The 16,100-nt window shown below is 66.5% G+C and carries 19 protein-coding genes; 7 read left to right on the forward strand and 12 right to left on the reverse strand.

Annotation, left to right across the window (positions count from 1 at the left end; translation table 11 throughout):
* Positions 1 to 9: 9 nt before the first annotated feature.
* Positions 10 to 990: a membrane dipeptidase gene (locus tag AB0H61_RS18880; RefSeq protein WP_357305946.1), complete on the reverse strand. Its 981-nt coding sequence runs from the start codon at positions 988 to 990 to the stop codon at positions 10 to 12.
* Between the two features lie 179 nt (positions 991 to 1,169).
* Between AB0H61_RS18880 and AB0H61_RS18885 the strand changes: the two genes are divergently transcribed.
* Together AB0H61_RS18885 and AB0H61_RS18890 are read left to right on the forward strand one after the other, a co-directional pair.
* Entirely contained in the window at positions 1,170 to 1,682 is a 513-nt protein-coding gene (locus AB0H61_RS18885; protein WP_357305949.1) for a hypothetical protein, read from the forward strand.
* 41 nt (positions 1,683 to 1,723) lie between these two features.
* Positions 1,724 to 3,787, forward strand: a complete 2,064-nt coding sequence (locus AB0H61_RS18890; RefSeq protein ID WP_357305951.1) for a prolyl oligopeptidase family serine peptidase — start codon at positions 1,724 to 1,726, stop codon at positions 3,785 to 3,787.
* Between the two features lie 50 nt (positions 3,788 to 3,837).
* On the opposite strand, the gene AB0H61_RS18895 is transcribed toward AB0H61_RS18890, so the two are convergent.
* The 6 genes from AB0H61_RS18895 to AB0H61_RS18920 all read right to left on the reverse strand — a co-directional run bounded on the left by AB0H61_RS18895 (position 3,838) and on the right by AB0H61_RS18920 (position 8,061).
* Positions 3,838 to 4,269 (reverse strand): nitroreductase family deazaflavin-dependent oxidoreductase, encoded by a 432-nt coding sequence (locus AB0H61_RS18895; RefSeq protein ID WP_357305954.1) that lies wholly within the window; start codon positions 4,267 to 4,269, stop codon positions 3,838 to 3,840.
* A gap of 28 nt (positions 4,270 to 4,297) precedes the next feature.
* The gene (locus AB0H61_RS18900; protein ID WP_357305957.1) at positions 4,298 to 5,158 is read right to left on the reverse strand and encodes an alpha/beta fold hydrolase; all 861 of its coding nucleotides are present in this window, start codon (positions 5,156 to 5,158) and stop codon (positions 4,298 to 4,300) included.
* 42 nt (positions 5,159 to 5,200) lie between these two features.
* Positions 5,201 to 5,833, reverse strand: a complete 633-nt coding sequence (locus tag AB0H61_RS18905) for a TetR/AcrR family transcriptional regulator (protein ID WP_357305960.1) — start codon at positions 5,831 to 5,833, stop codon at positions 5,201 to 5,203.
* A gap of 329 nt (positions 5,834 to 6,162) precedes the next feature.
* Entirely contained in the window at positions 6,163 to 6,957 is a 795-nt protein-coding gene (locus AB0H61_RS18910) for an HAD-IIA family hydrolase (RefSeq protein WP_357305963.1), read from the reverse strand.
* 29 nt (positions 6,958 to 6,986) lie between these two features.
* Positions 6,987 to 7,682 (reverse strand): molybdopterin-dependent oxidoreductase, encoded by a 696-nt coding sequence (locus tag AB0H61_RS18915; RefSeq protein ID WP_357305966.1) that lies wholly within the window; start codon positions 7,680 to 7,682, stop codon positions 6,987 to 6,989.
* On the reverse strand, positions 7,648 to 8,061 hold the full coding sequence (locus AB0H61_RS18920) for a DUF2867 domain-containing protein (RefSeq protein WP_357305969.1): 414 nt from the start codon (positions 8,059 to 8,061) through the stop codon (positions 7,648 to 7,650). The genes AB0H61_RS18915 and AB0H61_RS18920 overlap by 35 nt, the downstream gene beginning before the upstream one ends.
* Positions 8,062 to 8,156: 95 nt before the next feature.
* Here AB0H61_RS18920 and AB0H61_RS18925 point away from each other — a divergent pair, with 95 nt between their 5' ends.
* Positions 8,157 to 8,726, forward strand: coding sequence for a TetR/AcrR family transcriptional regulator (locus AB0H61_RS18925; protein WP_357305971.1), 570 nt, complete (start codon positions 8,157 to 8,159; stop codon positions 8,724 to 8,726).
* Positions 8,727 to 8,788: 62 nt separating this feature from the next.
* Here the strand turns inward: AB0H61_RS18925 and AB0H61_RS18930 are convergent, their stop codons facing one another.
* A complete protein-coding gene (locus AB0H61_RS18930) occupies positions 8,789 to 9,103 on the reverse strand; it encodes a helix-turn-helix transcriptional regulator (protein ID WP_357305974.1) in 315 nt (104 codons plus the stop codon).
* A gap of 171 nt (positions 9,104 to 9,274) precedes the next feature.
* On the opposite strand from AB0H61_RS18930, the gene AB0H61_RS18935 reads away from it, so the two are divergent.
* Both AB0H61_RS18935 and AB0H61_RS18940 read left to right on the forward strand, forming a co-directional pair.
* Complete coding sequence (locus AB0H61_RS18935) at positions 9,275 to 9,706, forward strand: MFS transporter (RefSeq protein WP_357305977.1); 432 nt, start codon at positions 9,275 to 9,277, stop codon at positions 9,704 to 9,706.
* 282 nt (positions 9,707 to 9,988) lie between these two features.
* Positions 9,989 to 10,801 (forward strand): DUF6585 family protein, encoded by an 813-nt coding sequence (locus AB0H61_RS18940; protein ID WP_357305979.1) that lies wholly within the window; start codon positions 9,989 to 9,991, stop codon positions 10,799 to 10,801.
* A gap of 248 nt (positions 10,802 to 11,049) precedes the next feature.
* Here the strand turns inward: AB0H61_RS18940 and AB0H61_RS18945 are convergent, their stop codons facing one another.
* Positions 11,050 to 11,508 carry a MarR family transcriptional regulator gene (locus AB0H61_RS18945; RefSeq protein ID WP_357305982.1) on the reverse strand — a complete coding sequence of 153 codons (459 nt, stop codon included), beginning with the start codon at positions 11,506 to 11,508 and terminating at the stop codon, positions 11,050 to 11,052.
* Positions 11,509 to 11,631: 123 nt separating this feature from the next.
* On the opposite strand from AB0H61_RS18945, the gene AB0H61_RS18950 reads away from it, so the two are divergent.
* Both AB0H61_RS18950 and AB0H61_RS18955 read left to right on the forward strand, forming a co-directional pair.
* Positions 11,632 to 12,636 (forward strand): superoxide dismutase, encoded by a 1,005-nt coding sequence (locus AB0H61_RS18950; protein ID WP_357305984.1) that lies wholly within the window; start codon positions 11,632 to 11,634, stop codon positions 12,634 to 12,636.
* Between the two features lie 37 nt (positions 12,637 to 12,673).
* Positions 12,674 to 13,363, forward strand: a complete 690-nt coding sequence (locus AB0H61_RS18955; protein WP_357305987.1) for a ZIP family metal transporter — start codon at positions 12,674 to 12,676, stop codon at positions 13,361 to 13,363.
* Between the two features lie 108 nt (positions 13,364 to 13,471).
* Here the strand turns inward: AB0H61_RS18955 and AB0H61_RS18960 are convergent, their stop codons facing one another.
* From AB0H61_RS18960 to groL, 3 genes are all read right to left on the reverse strand, one after another.
* The gene (locus AB0H61_RS18960; RefSeq protein WP_357305990.1) at positions 13,472 to 13,717 is read right to left on the reverse strand and encodes a hypothetical protein; all 246 of its coding nucleotides are present in this window, start codon (positions 13,715 to 13,717) and stop codon (positions 13,472 to 13,474) included.
* A 295-nt stretch (positions 13,718 to 14,012) separates the two neighbouring features.
* On the reverse strand, positions 14,013 to 14,327 hold the full coding sequence (locus AB0H61_RS18965; protein ID WP_357305991.1) for a hypothetical protein: 315 nt from the start codon (positions 14,325 to 14,327) through the stop codon (positions 14,013 to 14,015).
* Positions 14,328 to 14,471: 144 nt separating this feature from the next.
* Positions 14,472 to 16,097: a chaperonin GroEL gene (gene groL, locus AB0H61_RS18970; RefSeq protein ID WP_357306461.1), complete on the reverse strand. Its 1,626-nt coding sequence runs from the start codon at positions 16,095 to 16,097 to the stop codon at positions 14,472 to 14,474.
* Between the last annotated feature and the right edge of the window lie 3 nt (positions 16,098 to 16,100).

A 16,100-nucleotide genomic window follows, 5' to 3' on the forward strand; every position in this document is an offset into this window, starting at 1 on the left:
GCCGGGTCCTCAGTCGCGCCAGACCCGCGACGCCACCCGCGCGAAGTTCCCGCCGAATACCGCCGCACGATCCGCCGCGGAGAAGCCCCGGTCTGCGAGCACCTGATCCAGACCGGGCACATCGGCCAGACCCATCAGATCCTCGGGCGGAACCCATTGCAGTGCACCGTATTTGGTGTATTCCTCGGAGAAATTCCACGGATGCGCCCTGATCTCGGCGTTGAAATCGTCACCGTCGAACGAGAAGTCCGATCCGACCCCGATATGCTCGATCCCCACCAGTTCCGCCCCGTACTCGATATGCCGAGCCATCGCCGCCACCCGCGCGGCCCGCTCGGATTCCGCGTTGTGCCCCAGGAAGATTCCCACCCCGTTGATGCCGATCACCCCGCCGGTGCGGGCGCAGGCCAGCGCCTGTTCGTCGCTGATATTGCGCGGATGTCCCCACAGCGCGGCGAAATTCGAGTGGCTGTAGATCATGGGGGCCGTCGTCAGCTCGGCCATATCCAGACCGCTGCGCCGCGAACAATGCGAGCCGTCGACGAACATGCCGACCTCGTTGAGGGTGCGCACCAGATCGCGGCCGTAGGCGGTGAGGCCGGTGTCCTCGGCATCCAGGCAACCGCAACCCGCCGCATTGGCGTGGTTGTAGGTGGCGGCGAGGGAACGAACGCCGAGTTCGTAGAACATCGCGACATTGTCGAGATCACCGCCCAGCGGTCCGGAGTCCTCCAGATCGAAGGCCAGCGCGATGGATTCGCCCGCGGTGTCCGCGATATCGGTGTAGCGCCGCACCAACCGGAACCGGCCGTCGTCGAGTGCGTCCTTGCGGAACAGGTGCACCATCGCCAGCGCGTCCGCGGTCGACTGCGGCGCGTATCCGACATTCACCGACAGATACGAACCGACCGGATACCGTGCCAGCTCGGTGATCCGAGCCGAGGGCAGCATCGGCAGGCAGCAATGCTGTTCCCACAGAAAGGGAGACACAATCGGGCTCCTGTTCGCTCGGATCGGAGTATCCGATCCTACGGAGCCTCGATTCGAGACGATGCCGCGACCGAACCGTGTCTAACGACGTACCCGATCTGTCCGATCTATCGGGTAACTCATTGCTACTTCCGAAAGCGGGCGACATGCGTCGCGCATCAATCCTTCTTGCTTCATTCGTGGCCGCCCTCGGCCTCGCGATCATTCCGGCACCGGCGACCGCGACGCCGTCCTATTGCGGCCTGGTCTGGGGATCACTCGACAAGGCGAACTCGAATCCTTCGACGGCGCCGCTCACCGATGTCCGCTCCGGCAGGAACCGCTGCTTCGATCGCCTGGTCCTGGATTTCGCGGGCGCGGTGACCGGCTACCACGTCGGCTATGTCGACTCGGTCTCGATGGACGGATCCGGGGCCGCGGTCCCGCTGCGCGGTGGCGCCTACCTCAGCGTGGTCGCGCTCGCCCCGGCCTATGACGACGCGGGGAGTGGCACCTACCGCCCGGCCGACCGTCGCGAACTGGTCGACGTCACCGGTTACGGCACCTTCCGTCAGGTCGCCTGGGCAGGCTCGTTCGAGGGCCGGACCACGGTCGGGCTCGGCGTGCGCGCCCGGCTCCCATTCCGCGTCTTCGGCCTCGAAGGTCCAGGTAGCGGCTCCAGGATCGTGCTGGATGTCGCACATTACTGGTGACCGCTGCCACTGATCGACCACCCCTCGGCAACAATGTTGAGATGAACGGCGTTGAGCAGAACGTGACCGATCCTTACCTCTGGCTGGAACAGGTGACCGACGAGCGCGCCCTGGACTGGGCCCGCGCACATAACGACGTGGTGGTGACCCGGTTCGCCAGCTCCGACCGGTTCACCGATCTCGAGCGTCGCATCCTGGACATGCTCGACACCGATACCAAGATCGCCTACCCCGGTCGGCGCGGCCGCTGGCTCTACAACTTCTGGCGCGATGCCGACCATCCGCGCGGCCTGTGGCGGCGCACCACCTTCGCCGAGTACGCCAAGGAATCCCCCGTCTGGGACGTGCTGATCGACGTGGACGCGCTGGCCGCCGCCGAGGACGAGAACTGGGTGTGGGGCGGCGCGGCGGTGCTGCGGCCCGAACAGACCCGCGCGCTCATCAGCCTGTCCAGGGGCGGCGCCGACGCCAAGGTGATCCGAGAATTCGATATCGAGAGTCTCGAATTCATCGACCCGGCCGACGGGGGCTTCTACCTGCCCGAGGCGAAATCGGAACTGCGCTGGATCGATATCGACGCGGTGTATGTGGGAACCGATTTCGGGCCCGGCTCACTGACCGATTCCGGATACCCTCGAATCGCCAAGCGCTGGCGACGCGGGACCGAACTCGCCGACGCGCAGACGGTGTTCGAGGGCGAGCCCGGCGATGTCGCGGTGTCGGCCGGATACGACCGGACGCCGGGATACGAACGGCACTACGTCGGCCGCGCCACCGACTTCTTCAATGAAGAGGTGTACCTGCTCGAGGCGGACGGCACACTGCGCCATCTCGACGTGCCCACCGACGCCAGTGAGTCGTGGTACAAGGATTGGCTGCTGATCCGGCTGAAGTCACCGTGGGAGATCGCGGGCACCACCTATCCGGCGGGCGCGCTGCTGGCCACCGACTTCGAGAAGTTCCTGTCCGGCGCACGAGATTTCGAGGTCATCTTCACTCCCGATGCACACACCTCGCTGCACGGCTACGGCTGGACCGAGAACCATCTGCTGCTGATCACCCTGGAGGATGTGCAGACCAAGCTCTACGTCGTCACCCCGGACGCCGACGGCTGGCACCGGCAACCGCTGGCCGATACCCCGCCGATGGCCACCACCAGCGTGATGAATCTGGACCCGCTGGAGGGCGGTGACGAATTCATGCTGACCACCAGCGGATTCACCACCCCGGCGACGCTGCTGGCCAGTGCGGTCGGCGGCAATACCGAGCAGCTCAAGCAGGAGCCGGGCTTCTTCGACACCGAGGGTATCGAGACCGAACAATTCTTCGCCCGCTCCGACGACGGAACCATGGTGCCGTACTTCGTGATTCGGCACCGCGATCACCAGGGCACGCCCGGTCCCACGGTGATGTCGGGCTACGGCGGCTTCGAGGTGTCACGCACCCCCGCCTACAGCGGCGCCTCCGGCATGGGCTGGCTCGAACGCGGCGGCACCTGGGTGATGACCAATATCCGCGGCGGTGGCGAGTACGGCCCGGAATGGCACACGTCGGTGCAGAAGGCCAACCGGCACAAGGTGTACGAGGATTTCTCCTCGATCGCCAAGGATCTGGTGGCGCGCGGCATCACCACTCCCGGACAGCTCGGCGCGGTCGGCGGCAGCAATGGCGGGCTGCTGATGGGCGTCATGTTGACCCGCTACCCGGAACTGTTCGGCGCGATCGTCTGCCAGGTACCGCTGCTGGATATGAAGCGCTACCACCTGCTGCTGGCGGGGGCCTCGTGGATGGCCGAGTACGGCGATCCGGACAAGCCCGAGGAGTGGGAGTACATCGCCGAATATTCCCCCTACCAGAACACCCGCGCCGACGCGGACTATCCGCCGATCCTGATCACCACCTCCACCCGCGACGATCGCGTGCACCCCGGCCACGCCCGCAAAATGACCGCACTGCTGGAGGAACAGGGCCACACCGTCTGGTACCACGAGAATATCGAGGGCGGCCACGGTGGTGCGGCCGACAATAAGCAGTCCGCCTTCCAGGCCGGACTCATCTACGAATTCTTCACCCAGATGCTGGCCGAACGCGGTACGTCGGCCTGATCCACCCGCCGCACCGGGATCGATGCCCGGTGCGGCGCAGCGAACTGCGCTCAGTTCGGCGCGACTACCGGCGTGAGCACCACCACCGGGATCTCCCACGGCACCTTGGATTGGAAATCGACCAGGAATGGGAACCGCTGGAGCGCACTGTCCCACAGCCGCTTTCGTTCCGCACCCTCGACAACTTCGGCGACAGCGGCCGTGGACTCGGCGCCGATTTCGACGCTGACCTCGGGGTTCGCGACGAGATTGTGGTACCAGCCGGGACGATTCGGTCTGCCGCCGTTCGCGGCGAAGATGACCAGCCGCGTACCGTCGCGCCCGTAGCCGAGCGGCCAGGTATAGGACTCGCCGGATTTGGCGCCGGTCGTGGTCAGCAGGAGCAGATCCATACCCGCGAACTGTCCGCCGACCGCTCCGCCATTGGCCCGGAAGTCCGCGATGATATCCCGATTGAGTTGCTGCCGTTGCTCATTGGACACGACTCATGCTAACCGCGAACGCGGAATCTCACCGGTCGCGCAGCCATTTTTCGATCCGGTCGATGGTGGAGTCCGGATCCTGGATCCAGCCATTGTGCCCGAGGCGCTCCGGCTGATGCCAGGTGGTGAGCTCGGCATCCGGCATCTTCGCCAGCAGATGTTCGGCCGAGCCGTTCGGGGTCAGTTCGTCACCGGCCACGGTGATCGACAGCACCGGCAGCTTCAAGCGGGTGATCCGCTCCTCGTAATCGATATCGGCGCCAACCGGCGTGAACCGACCGGTGCGCGCCAACCGGGCCCAGTCCGAGATCAGCACCTTGGACTGACGCCCGAAGCCACCCACCGTGATCCGGTCACCGGGCCAGAATCCGGCCAGATTCGCGGTGGCCGCGGCCGCGGCGGTGCCGAACAGGATGCCAGGGCCGAACACCCCCCGGTAGCCGCGGAAGTACGGTGTGCCGGAGGCGATCAGGATAAGACCGCCGAGCCTGCCGCGGATCCGGGAGGCGTACATGACCGCGAACTGACCGCCCATGCTGTGCCCGAGCAGATACGGGGTACTGGCCGGGAATCGGTCGCGCACCACCTCGAATATCGCGGGGAAATCCACGGATACCAGCTCGTGGTAGCCGTAGGTGCTGGTGGCGCTCGGCTTCGGCCTGCTGTCGCCGTTGCCGCGCAGTTCGCCGATCGCGACGTCGAAACCACGGTCGGCGAGGCGCCGCGCGAACAGTTCGTAGTACCCGCCCGGCACCCCGAGTCCGGGCACCATGACCACCACCGGACGCGGCGCATCCGGCGTCACCGGATGCCGGTGCGCCCCCGTGGCCGGTAGCAGCCGCACCGGAACGGTGCTGCCGTCCGGCATCTGGATCGGAACTGTCTCCATGCAGCGCACGCTACCGCGTCGCGGTTTTCGTGAGGCAGTCCGCTAGGCGCCGACCGCACCCATGATCACCCGGCTGAGCACCTTGATCACATCGTCGAGCGGCGGACGCGGATCCGAGCCGCTCCACGAATCGACCACGTAGTTGACCGCGCCGATAATGGCCAGCACCCGCATCTCGTAATCGCCCGTGGGGATTTCGCCGTGCATCGCCGCGTCCTCCGCGGCGCTGGCGAGTAGCGAGCCCCATACCCGGCGTAGCTCGAGCCGGAACTTCTCGACCTTCGGCCCGGCGCCGACAACTTCGACCAGCGCCACGCGCGCTTTCCTGGGATCGGACCCGATGGCCTCGACGTAGGCGCGGACCGCCGCGTCGATGATCTCCAGAGCGCCGGCTTCGGCCTTCTTGTCCAACGCGGAGGTGACCGCCTGGCGCGACTCCCTATCGATCTGCTCGTAGAGCTCTAGTAGGAGAGATTCGCGCCCGGTGAACTCCTCGTAGAACTGCCGTGAAGAGAGCCCGGCGTCCTTACAGATGGCGCCCACCGAACTATTGGCGTAGCCGTCGCGTGCGAAGACCGTGAGGCCCGATTCCAGAAAACGCGCACGCCGCTGACGTTGCCGGTCCTCTACGGGTTGCCCGGCATACATTCGTCCCGTATTCGCATCCTGTGACATTGGGGCAGACAATACCGAAGGGCTCGATCGCCTCGTCATGGATCGGGCCCTTCGTTTCAACCTTCGGCCGACCGCGTGTTAGCCGAAAGTTGGCAGCACGATTGCTAGATCGCACATATCGCCCGAAACGCCGAAGCCCAGCATCGCCGGAAGTACCTGCGCGAGCGCGCTGTAAAGCAAATATGCCCTATGAAGAGCCCGCTTCAAGGGCGTGACTTCCCTTGTCACTGGTTGTTTGCCGAATCGCGGCGATACTTGGCGTCGAGGTGGTCGTGGGCAATTTTGAAGGGAAATCTTAGAACTTTTTTCGCCCCCTCCATCCCTCCCGATCAGCCCGGCGGCGACCCCTTCTCGAACAACGAAGGCAGGGACGCGACCGAGTCGACGACATGATCCGGTGCGACATCCGCCGTGGCGAGCACGGACTCCCGGAATTTCCCGGTACGCACCAATACTCCCGTCATCCCCACCGCCTGTGCGGCCAGTACATCGGAGTGCAGATCGTCGCCGATCATCAATACCTCGGACGGGTCGAGCCGCATCAGCTGCGCACAGGTGCGAAAACCCGCCGCGGCCGGTTTGCCGACAACCTCGATCCGCGCGTTGCCCGCGGTTTCCAGACCGGGCAGGTAGGCGCCCGCATCGATGCGAAGACCATCATCGGTGGCCCAGGTCAAACCGCTGTGCATGGCGACGACCGGTATTCCGTTCAACATCAATTCGGCCACCCGGCTCAATGCCAGATGCGTGAATTCCACACCGGCCCCACCGATTACGACGACATCGGGATTCCGTTCGTCGAGTTTCACACCGTCGAGATCGGCCTCGATGGCGCCGTGGTTGAGCACCCACACCGCGGCATCCGGAAAGCGCCTGCGGACATATTCCGCGGTGAGCCGGGCGGCGGTGACGATCTCATCGGTTTCGACGTCGAATCCGATGTCGCGCAATCGATGCGCGATTTCCGCGCAAGTGCGGGAGGTGGTGTTGGTGAGAAATGCTCGGCGAATACCGTTTTCGCGCAAGCGGCGAACAGCGGCGGCGGCGCCATCGATCTCCCGCCAGGAGGTCACCAGCACACCGTCGATGTCGTAGAGCACACCTCGGATCCGGCCGTCGGACATATATCGAGCCTACGACCGCGGCCGCCCGCTCACCCCGCGATCCCGGAATCCCGCCGATACAGCGCCCGCACCTGTTCGATCCGGCCGGGCCAGATGCCGCGCCAGATCCGGCCGGGAAGGTAGCGGCCGCGCTCCTCACGCCAGACCCGCCCGCGCGGATGGCCGAGCCAACCGGCCGGACCGGGATCGTAGTCGCGCAGATAGTCGATGGCGCACAAGCGCTTCACGCTCTTGTAGCCGTAATGCGCGGGAGCCACCAGACGCAACGGCGCACCGTGGTCGTCGGTCAGGTCGGCGCCGTCGAGGCGGTCGGCGAGCAGTACGTCGGCGGCGAGTGTGTCGTCCAGACGCATGGTCGCGCGGTATCCGTCCAGACCGGTGAAACGGACCCAGCCCGCCTTCGGATGCGGCCGGACCAGCGCGGTGAGCTCGGCGTGGACCTCCGCGAAAGATACACCCGCCCAGGACAATCGCAGCGAGCTCCAGGTGGTGACGCAGTGCAGATCACTGCGCTGGTCGCGGCGCGTACCCAGTGCGAGCAGTTCATCGACGCGGAATTGCGTCGGGGTTCGGGTGGCGCCGCCGACGGTGACCATATGTCCCGGCACCGGCTGGGCCCGCACCCCGGCGAATTCCGGCAGGCCGAACGGCAGCAGCGGCGCGGCACGCTGACCGGGCGGCAGCGTCGACTCACCGCGCACCGGCACGGACCCGCCGGGCGGCACGCGCCACCATCCAGGGGACGAGTCGGCGATGAAACGGCCGGACCACCGTGAAATACCATCGGCCCGCCCGGGTGCGGTAGCGCACCACGGTGGTCACCGTGACGGTGCCGTCGAGCACCAGCACCGAGGCGAGGAAGTCCAGCGCGACCGATCCGAGCACGGTCACTGACTCGCCGGTGAGGCATTCGCGCCCGTTTCGGTCCCGTTCCGGAAACGGCTTGCCGAAGAAGATCTTTCGCGCCCATTCCCAGGGCTCCGTGGTCGCGCCGGGCGGCAACTCGACGGCATAGGAGTCGGTGTAGTCCCAGCGCTCGAAGGCCTGCCTGGCGAGGGTGGCCCCGGCCGGGATGTCGGTTCGAGCGGCTCGAAGTGTGCGCATCGGATCCCTCCGGATCTCAACGAATCCAACGGTGACGTAAGGACACGGCGCGTCCATACGGTTGCGTATGGATCACCGTACGGTAGCGTATGTGGATGGCACAAGAGGGGAATCGCAAGCTCAGCGCCGAGGACTGGGCCCAGGCCGCGCTGAACGCACTCGGGGAGGGTGGACTGTCCGCCGTCGCCATCGAGCCGCTCGCCAAACGCCTGGGCACCACCAAGGGCAGCTTCTACTGGCATTTCAAGGACCGGGCCGCGCTGATCGAGGCGGCACTGGCCACCTGGGAGCAGCTCGGCACCGACGCGGTGATCGCGGAGGTCGATTCCGAAGCCGACCCCGCCGACCGGCTGCACCGCCTCTTCGCACACGTCATCGATTACGCCGCGCACGACCGAGTCGAACTCGCCCTACTCGCCTCGGCCGATCAGCCGCCGATCGCCGCCATGCTGCGCCGCATCGCCGACCGCCGCATCGAATACGTCGCGGGCCTACTCCGCGAGATGGGTATGCCCGCCGCCGAAGCCCGGACCAGAGCCGTCGTCGGCGTCAGCATCTACCACGGGTTCAACCATCTGGCCCGGGTCGCACCGGAATCCCTGCCCGGTACCGACGAGCAGCGAAAGACACTGGTGGACGCCACCTTCCATACCCTGCTGCCCTGAACCGCCGGGCGGTCATCGCCTCACACGGCCCGCACCGCACCGATGACCAGACAGGACCTGGGTCAGCGTGCCGAGTCGGCGAGAACCGCGCCGAGCAAACCCGGGAAGCGCGCCTCCAGATCCGCCCGACGCAGTTCGACCAGGCGGTTGCGGCCGGAGGCGAAGGTGGTGGTGATTCCGGAGTCCCGCAACACTTTCCAGTGATGAGACAGGGTCGCCGCGGTCACCTCGACATCGAATCGATCGACATTGCAGCTGAGCGGTTCGCGCACCCCGGCCAACGACCGGACCAGCTCCAGCCGGACCGGGTCGGCGAGCGCGCTCAAGACCCGGACCAGATCCAGGTCGGCGGTGCTCGGCTGGGGCAGTTGGCGCACTCCCCGACTCCAATCGTTTGACAATGATCGAAGTATATCGGGGCAGCAGCGGCCCGGATCGTCGCGGCCCTCGGCGCGGCCGCCTTCCAAGCCAACGCCTTCGCGGTCGCCGACGACGCGAACCGCGGCCGTGCGCTGGCGCTGGTCGCCAGCGGCCTCACCCTCTCCACCGTGGCCGGGGTACCGATCGGCATCTTCGTGGAACGCTGGATCGGCTGGCGCGGGGTGCTGTGGCTGATCGCCGCGGGCGGCGCCATCGCGGCGCTACTGGTCGATCGCTACGGACCGAACCGGACACTGACGATCGCGCTCATGGGCACCGGCCTCGGCTTGCTCGCGCTCGGGCCCGCGACCCACACCGCGTGGACGGTATTCGCGGTGCTGGCGGTTACCGGCCTCTTCGGCGGAATGACCATGGTGCCGCAACAGCATCGGCTCTTCGGCATCGCGTCAGACGCGCCGACCGTGGCACTCGGCCTCAACGGTTCCGCGATCTACCTCGGCGGCGGCATCGGTTCACTGCTCGGCGGTGCGGTGCTGGACACCGCGGGCAGCCGCTGGCTGCCGTTGGCCTCGGCCGTCGGGCTGCGCACCGCACGATAGGCCACCGTCACCCCCGCCTGACCCGAAACCATTGCCGCCCAATCCGCCCCGGGACGGCCGAGGATCCCCCGCCACCGGCCACCTCGGGGGCGCGAAAACCGCTTCGACCAGCATGAATACAGATCGGACCAAGCCGGAGCAGGCGCGGTGCCGAATATACTTCTCGACCACCATCGCATCGAACAAGTTCTGAGAAGTCACGAAACACCGGTGCTGCGGTAGCGGCTATCGGTCGAGTGGCATACGCTTCGCGCGGATGAAAACCGCCTTGTGGAGGGACGATTGGCCACTCCGAACTTGACGGAGCACGATGTGGGCGCGACCGGCGAACGACGCACGGTCCCGCTGACCCAGCTGATCCATTTGATGTCCGAGTATTTGAAGCTCGGCGCACACCGTCAGACGTTCCTGCCCGCGCCGGCAGCGAGCGATACGTTGGTGCGCGGATACACCATCGTGGCCGGTGGATTCGGCGTGCTCGGCGTCATCTGCGTGACGGTCGGCGCGGTGGCGGGCGGCATAGCGACCGCCCTGGTCGCCCTGATCCCGATAGCGCTCGCGCTGTGGCGCGCACGGCGCAACCGGCGCAATCGCGCCGCCCGGCTCGATCTGTTCGAATTCGGTATGACCGTGTACCGCCGAGGCGAGCGGGTACAGGGATTCCGCTGGGACAGTGCCGAAGTACGCCAGCAGGTCATCGCCTTCCAGAGCAATATGCCGACCGAGTACTCGTTCGACATGACCGGCCCGGGCGGCGCGCACGCGGTCTTCGACGACGTCCTGTTCGCCGACGGGCCGGAGTGGGGCAGGACGATCCAATCCGCCATCACCGGAACCCAGCTGCCCGGCGCGGTCGCGGCCATCGACGGCGGAGAGACCGTGCACTTCGGCGATATCGGCCTGCACCTGGATGCGCTCGTCTTCCACGGCACGCGCTTCACCTGGGAGCAGATCCAGCTGATCGACGCCCGCAGCGGTCTGGTCCGGATCAAGGTCGACGGTCGCTGGCAATCACTCGTCGCGGTAGCGGCGATCCCCAACTTCTACATCTTCAACGAACTCGCCGAGCGGCTGCGGGTCACACCGTTCGACTGACCACGGTTCCCGGGTCACTCACCTCGGCCGAAAAGTCGCGACGGCGCTAGGTCTTCGAGTCCGCCGTGGGGTCGGCGCGGGTCGCGTCGAAGGCAGAATCGGAAGTTGCGCACCTGCGACGAACTGCCGCACCGCAGCTCCGACCCTGTGTGAACCGCCCGCACGATCCTCCTGTTCCGCCACCGCCGCCGCCCGCTGGTGATGCGGAGCCGCCGGTGTCGGCGCGATCAGCAGGCGGCGAGCGTCGGCTAAGACTTCGAATCGCCTTCGGCGCGGGTCGCGTCGTAGGCGTCGGCGCAGCGGGTGAGAAGGGTTTCCAGGGTGGCGCGTTCGTCGGCGGTGAATGCCGCGGCCACCGCGTGTTCGACCCGAATGGCGCGAGCGTCGGCATCCCGCATCACCTCCTCGCCCCGTTCGGTGAGGCGGGTCTCGAGCACATTCCGATGCCACGCGTGCGGGCTGCGTTCGATCAGTCCGCGGTCCTGGAGGTTGGTCAGGATCGTATTCATGGTCGGCGGGGTGACTCCGCACAGCCGGGCCAGGGCGGCGGCCGAGATGCCCGGGTTCTCGACGAGGAAGAGCAGGGCCGAATACTGCGGCACTGTGACACCCGCCGGCTTCAATGCGGCGTTCTTGGCCATGGCCAAGGCCTGCTCGGCGCGCTTGACATAGGACCCGATGCGCTCGGCGGCCGGCATGGACGTCATGCACGCATCGTATCCGCCCGACTTCTCATTCGACTCTTGACGATCATTAGAACTCTAACCTAGATTCGCATTCGTCATTTGATGTGTCCACATTCGATCATTCGACCCAATAGAGGCAGGACCATGTTCCACGCGCGCTTCCGCCGAACCCTCACCGCGACCACGGCCTTCGCGATTGCCACCCTCGCGCTGACCGGCTGCGGCACGGATGACGCCACCGAGCCGCCCCGTATCGGCACCGCCTACACATTGCCCGGCGATCGCGTATATCCGGAGGGCATCGCCGCCGACCCGCGCACTGGCGACACCTATGTCGGCTCCTACACCACGGGCGCGATCTACCGGGCCGCCCCCGGCGCTACCGAGGCCGAGGTGTTCCTGGCCGAGGGCGCCGATGGCCGCCGCACCGCCAACGGGCTGAAGGTCGACCGGGCCGGTCGGCTGTGGGTGACCGACTCGACCAAGGGGGTGGCCGTTTACGACACCGCCACCCGCGGCCTGATCGCCCGCTTCGACCTTCCCGGCACCGACCCGCGCTTCGTCAACGACCTCGCCATCACCCCGGACGGCACCGCCTACCTGACCGACTCGATCCGCGGCGTCATCTACCGGGTCACCCAGGATCAGCTCCGCGAAGCCTCCGCGCGCGGTGGAACTGCCGATCTGACAGCGCGATTCGACCTGACCGCCAGACTCACCCCGCGCGGCCCCGGCGGCTACGGCCTGAACGGCATCGTCGCCGACCCCGCCGGGAACTACCTGCTGGTCGTCGATATGGCGCCGGGCGAGCTGTACCGCATCGCCCTCACCACCGACGCCACCGATCCGATCCGCAAGGTAGCCCTGCGTGGCGGCGATCTGACCCACGGCGACGGCCTCGAGTTGCGAGACAACACCCTGTGGGCGGCCCAGAACAAGATCAACACCATCAGCCGCTGGTCCCTCACCGACGACGGCGCGACCGCCACCCGGACCGGCCACCGCACCGACGACGCCCTGAAGATCCCCACCACCCTGATCCGCGTCGCGGATCGAACCCTTGTCGTCGCATCCCAATTCGATCGGGGCGGGCCCATGGGTCCCGGCACCCCGACGACCTTCGAGATTCTCACCGTCGACGGCATCTGAGTCCCGCGGGCGAGCGCCCCGGCTTAAGGTGTGGCGCATGGCGAAAGCGCTGCTCTACGGACTGGGCACAGCCGTTCCGCTCATCGTGGGAGCAGCGATCGGGCTGCGGTGGACATTGTCGAAACAGCTGCTGGCGTCGCTGATGGCCTTCGGCGCGGGCACCATGATCGCGGCGGTGTCCTCGGAACTGTTCGAACCCGCTTTCCAGCGGTCCGGCGTGCGCATCGCCGGACTCGCGCTATTCCTCGGCGCGGGTGTGTACGTCATCGCCGATCACCTCATCGAAACTAGGCTGGGTCCGGCCGCCATCGGCTGGGCATTGATGCTCGGCACCATCCTGGACGGTGTTCCGGAGAACACCGCCCTCGGCGTCTCACTGATCTCGGGCGGCGGCCTCGTCCTCCTCGTGGCCGTCGCCGTCGGCAATGTTCCCGAGGCCATCGGCGGTGCCGCCCTCATGCGCGAAGACCACGGACTCTCCCGGATGCGAGCCTTCTCCCTCTGGACCGCAACGGGTCTCGTCCTCGTGGTGGTGACTGTCCTCGGATATACGCTGTCCGACAATCTCTCCGAGGTTCAGATCAGCGCCGTCCAGGCCTTCGCGGGCGGCGCCACCATCGCCGTCCTCGCCGACTCGCTCATGCCGGAGGCATATCGAGAGGGCGGCTGGTGGGTGGGAATGGCCACCGCCGCAGGCTTTCTCGTGGCCTTCATGCTCGAGGGCTGACCCGCCGGTCGTATCGGACAACCCGTGCATGGCACAGAAATGCCGGAAGCCGGCCCACCCGAGAATGGACCGGCCTCCGGTTCGAAATATGGTGCAGGGCACCGAGACTCAGAAATATAGGAAGATGTCACCGGCGGGTGATCCCACCCCAGGGGTCGTGTTGGTCACCGTGACAGCCGCGCCGTTGATCGGAATGGCTACCGCGCCCGCGACGCCGGGGGCGTGGGCGACGGCGCCCGCTCCCCCGACATTGACCGTGAAGGTACCCGCCGCCGGTGTGGTGACCGTGAGATTGCCCGCGATGACACCGGCGCCGATATTAGCGTTCGCACCCGGTGTAAGTGTTTGTGGCATGAAAAACTCCATCTTGCTGATCGGAGTCGTGGATATATTCGCCAACCCCTTTGGGGTGGCGCTGAATTCATTTACCGGGCCCCGGCGCCCGCCGTTTGCGCAATCGCAGAATACCCCGGAATCCAGCCGTACATATTCGGTACGGCGAAACCGAATAAATCCAACCGGTCTCGAAATGCCTTGCCCCAGCGACAATCCGGAGCCACAACCGGGATATCGGCAACGATTTTGCGGCCCCCGAGAACGAGCCGATCAGTTGTCGAGGTCCACGAATGAAATCTTCACCGGGAAAGGCTCATTCAATACGAGAACCTCCTGGTGCGGTTCCGCCCGGCGGGATGCACCTGTGTACCACGACATCCGGTCTGCGGAAAGAGAACCCGAAGGTGCGCGGCCGTATGTTCTTGTAGTGCATCTCATAATCGGTGACTACCCGGATGCATGGATCGCCGGGGCAGGCGGCGTCGAAACCGTTCGCCAGCCGTCGCGCCACGATGTTGTGCTCGACACTGCCCCTGCGGCAGAAGATGACCCTGCCATCGATTACTTCGATCTGCTTCTGCGCTTCTTCGGACAACGCTTCGTACCCCTCCTCGGTGATGAGGAGCATTTCCGGGTCCGATGCCCAGGCCGGCAGGGGCCCCATGGCCACCTCGATTTCGGGGAGCGGGTCCCGCCCATCCTATGCGGAAGGCCGGCCCACCCGACGGTGGACCGGCCCTCCTGACTAGCGAGAACTAGCTGATCGCGTGGATCAGAAGTCCATGCCGCCCATGCCACCGGTCGGGTCGCCCGCGGGAGCGGCGGCCTTCTCCGGCTTGTCGGCCACGACGGCCTCGGTGGTGAGGAAGAGCGCGGCGATGGAGGCCGCGTTCTGCAGGGCGGAGCGGGTGACCTTGACCGGGTCGGCAACGCCGGCGGCCAGCAGGTCCTCGTACACGCCCGAGTCGGCGTTCAGGCCGTGGCCGGCGGGCAGGTTCGAGACCTTCTCCGCGACGACGCCCGGCTCGAGACCGGCGTTGAAGGCGATCTGCTTCAGCGGAGCCGACAGCGCGACACGCACGATGTTGGCACCGGTGGCCTCGTCACCGTCGAGCTTCAGCTCGTCCAGCGACGGAGCCGACTGCAGCAGGGCCACGCCACCACCGGCGACGATGCCCTCTTCGACGGCCGCCTTCGCGTTGCGAACGGCGTCCTCGATGCGGTGCTTGCGCTCCTTGAGCTCGACCTCGGTCGCGGCGCCGGCCTTGATGACCGCAACACCGCCGGCCAGCTTGGCCAGGCGCTCCTGCAGCTTCTCACGGTCGTAGTCCGAGTCCGAGTTCTCGATCTCGGTGCGGATCTGCGCCACGCGGCCCTTGATGGCCTCCGCGTCGCCCGCGCCCTCGACGATGGTGGTCTCGTCCTTGCTGATGACGACCTTGCGGGCCTGGCCGAGCAGCTCGATGCCCGCGGTCTCCAGGGAGAGGCCGACCTCTTCGCTGATGACCTCGCCGCCGGTCAGGATGGCGATGTCGGCCAGCTGGGCCTTGCGGCGGTCACCGAAGCCCGGGGCCTTGACGGCGACGGACTTGAAGGTGCCACGAATCTTGTTCACGACGAGGGTCGACAGGGCCTCGCCCTCGACGTCCTCGGCGATGATCAGCAGCGGCTTACCGGCCTGGATGACCTTCTCCAGCAGCGGCAGCAGGTCCTTGACGGTCGAGATCTTCGAGCCGACCAGCAGCAGGTACGGGTCCTCGAGGACCGCTTCCTGACGCTCCGGGTCGGTGACGAAGTAACCGGAGATGTAGCCCTTGTCGAAACGCATACCCTCGGTCAGCTCCAGCTGGAGCCCGAAGGTGTTGCTCTCCTCGACGGTGATGACGCCTTCCTTGCCGACCTTGTCCATGGCCTCGGCGATGAGCTCACCGATGGACGCGTCGCCAGCCGAGATACCGGCGGTGGCGGCGATCTGCTCCTTGGTCTCGACCTCCTTGGCGGTGTCGAGCAGAGCGGCGGTGACGGCCTCGACGGCCTTCTCGATGCCGCGCTTCAGACCGAGCGGGTTGGCGCCGGCCGCGACGTTACGCAGACCCTCGCGCACCAGCGCCTGGGCGAGCACGGTGGCGGTGGTGGTGCCGTCGCCCGCGACGTCGTCCGTCTTCTTGGCGACTTCCTTGACCAGCTCGGCGCCGATCTTCTCGTACGGGTCCTCCAGGTCGATCTCCTTGGCGATGGACACACCATCGTTGGTGATCGTGGGGGCGCCCCACTTCTTCTCCAGGACAACGTTGCGACCCTTGGGGCCCAGCGTCACCTTGACCGCGTCGGCGAGGGCGTTCAGACCCCGCTCGAGACCCCGACGGGCCTCTTCGTCGTACGCAATTGTCTTGGCCATTGC

The sequence above is a fragment of the Nocardia sp. NPDC050710 genome, from assembly GCF_040654375.1.
Classification (GTDB): Bacteria; Actinomycetota; Actinomycetes; order Mycobacteriales; family Mycobacteriaceae; genus Nocardia.

Bases quoted from the DNA above. Each gene is read 5' to 3' on its own strand.
- groL (WP_357306461.1), bottom strand. From the start codon at position 16,097: ATGGCCAAGACAATTGCGTACGACGAAGAGGCCCGTCGGGGTCTCGAG.
- AB0H61_RS18955 (WP_357305987.1), top strand. From the start codon at position 12,674: ATGGCGAAAGCGCTGCTCTACGGACTGGGCACAGCCGTTCCGCTCATC.
- AB0H61_RS18965 (WP_357305991.1), bottom strand. From the start codon at position 14,327: ATGCTCCTCATCACCGAGGAGGGGTACGAAGCGTTGTCCGAAGAAGCG.
- AB0H61_RS18950 (WP_357305984.1), top strand. From the start codon at position 11,632: ATGTTCCACGCGCGCTTCCGCCGAACCCTCACCGCGACCACGGCCTTC.
- AB0H61_RS18920 (WP_357305969.1), bottom strand. From the start codon at position 8,061: ATGCGCACACTTCGAGCCGCTCGAACCGACATCCCGGCCGGGGCCACC.
- AB0H61_RS18960 (WP_357305990.1), bottom strand. From the start codon at position 13,717: ATGCCACAAACACTTACACCGGGTGCGAACGCTAATATCGGCGCCGGT.
- AB0H61_RS18945 (WP_357305982.1), bottom strand. From the start codon at position 11,508: ATGACGTCCATGCCGGCCGCCGAGCGCATCGGGTCCTATGTCAAGCGC.
- AB0H61_RS18925 (WP_357305971.1), top strand. From the start codon at position 8,157: ATGGCACAAGAGGGGAATCGCAAGCTCAGCGCCGAGGACTGGGCCCAG.
- AB0H61_RS18905 (WP_357305960.1), bottom strand. From the start codon at position 5,833: ATGTCACAGGATGCGAATACGGGACGAATGTATGCCGGGCAACCCGTA.
- AB0H61_RS18890 (WP_357305951.1), top strand. From the start codon at position 1,724: ATGAACGGCGTTGAGCAGAACGTGACCGATCCTTACCTCTGGCTGGAA.
- AB0H61_RS18910 (WP_357305963.1), bottom strand. From the start codon at position 6,957: ATGTCCGACGGCCGGATCCGAGGTGTGCTCTACGACATCGACGGTGTG.
- AB0H61_RS18900 (WP_357305957.1), bottom strand. From the start codon at position 5,158: ATGGAGACAGTTCCGATCCAGATGCCGGACGGCAGCACCGTTCCGGTG.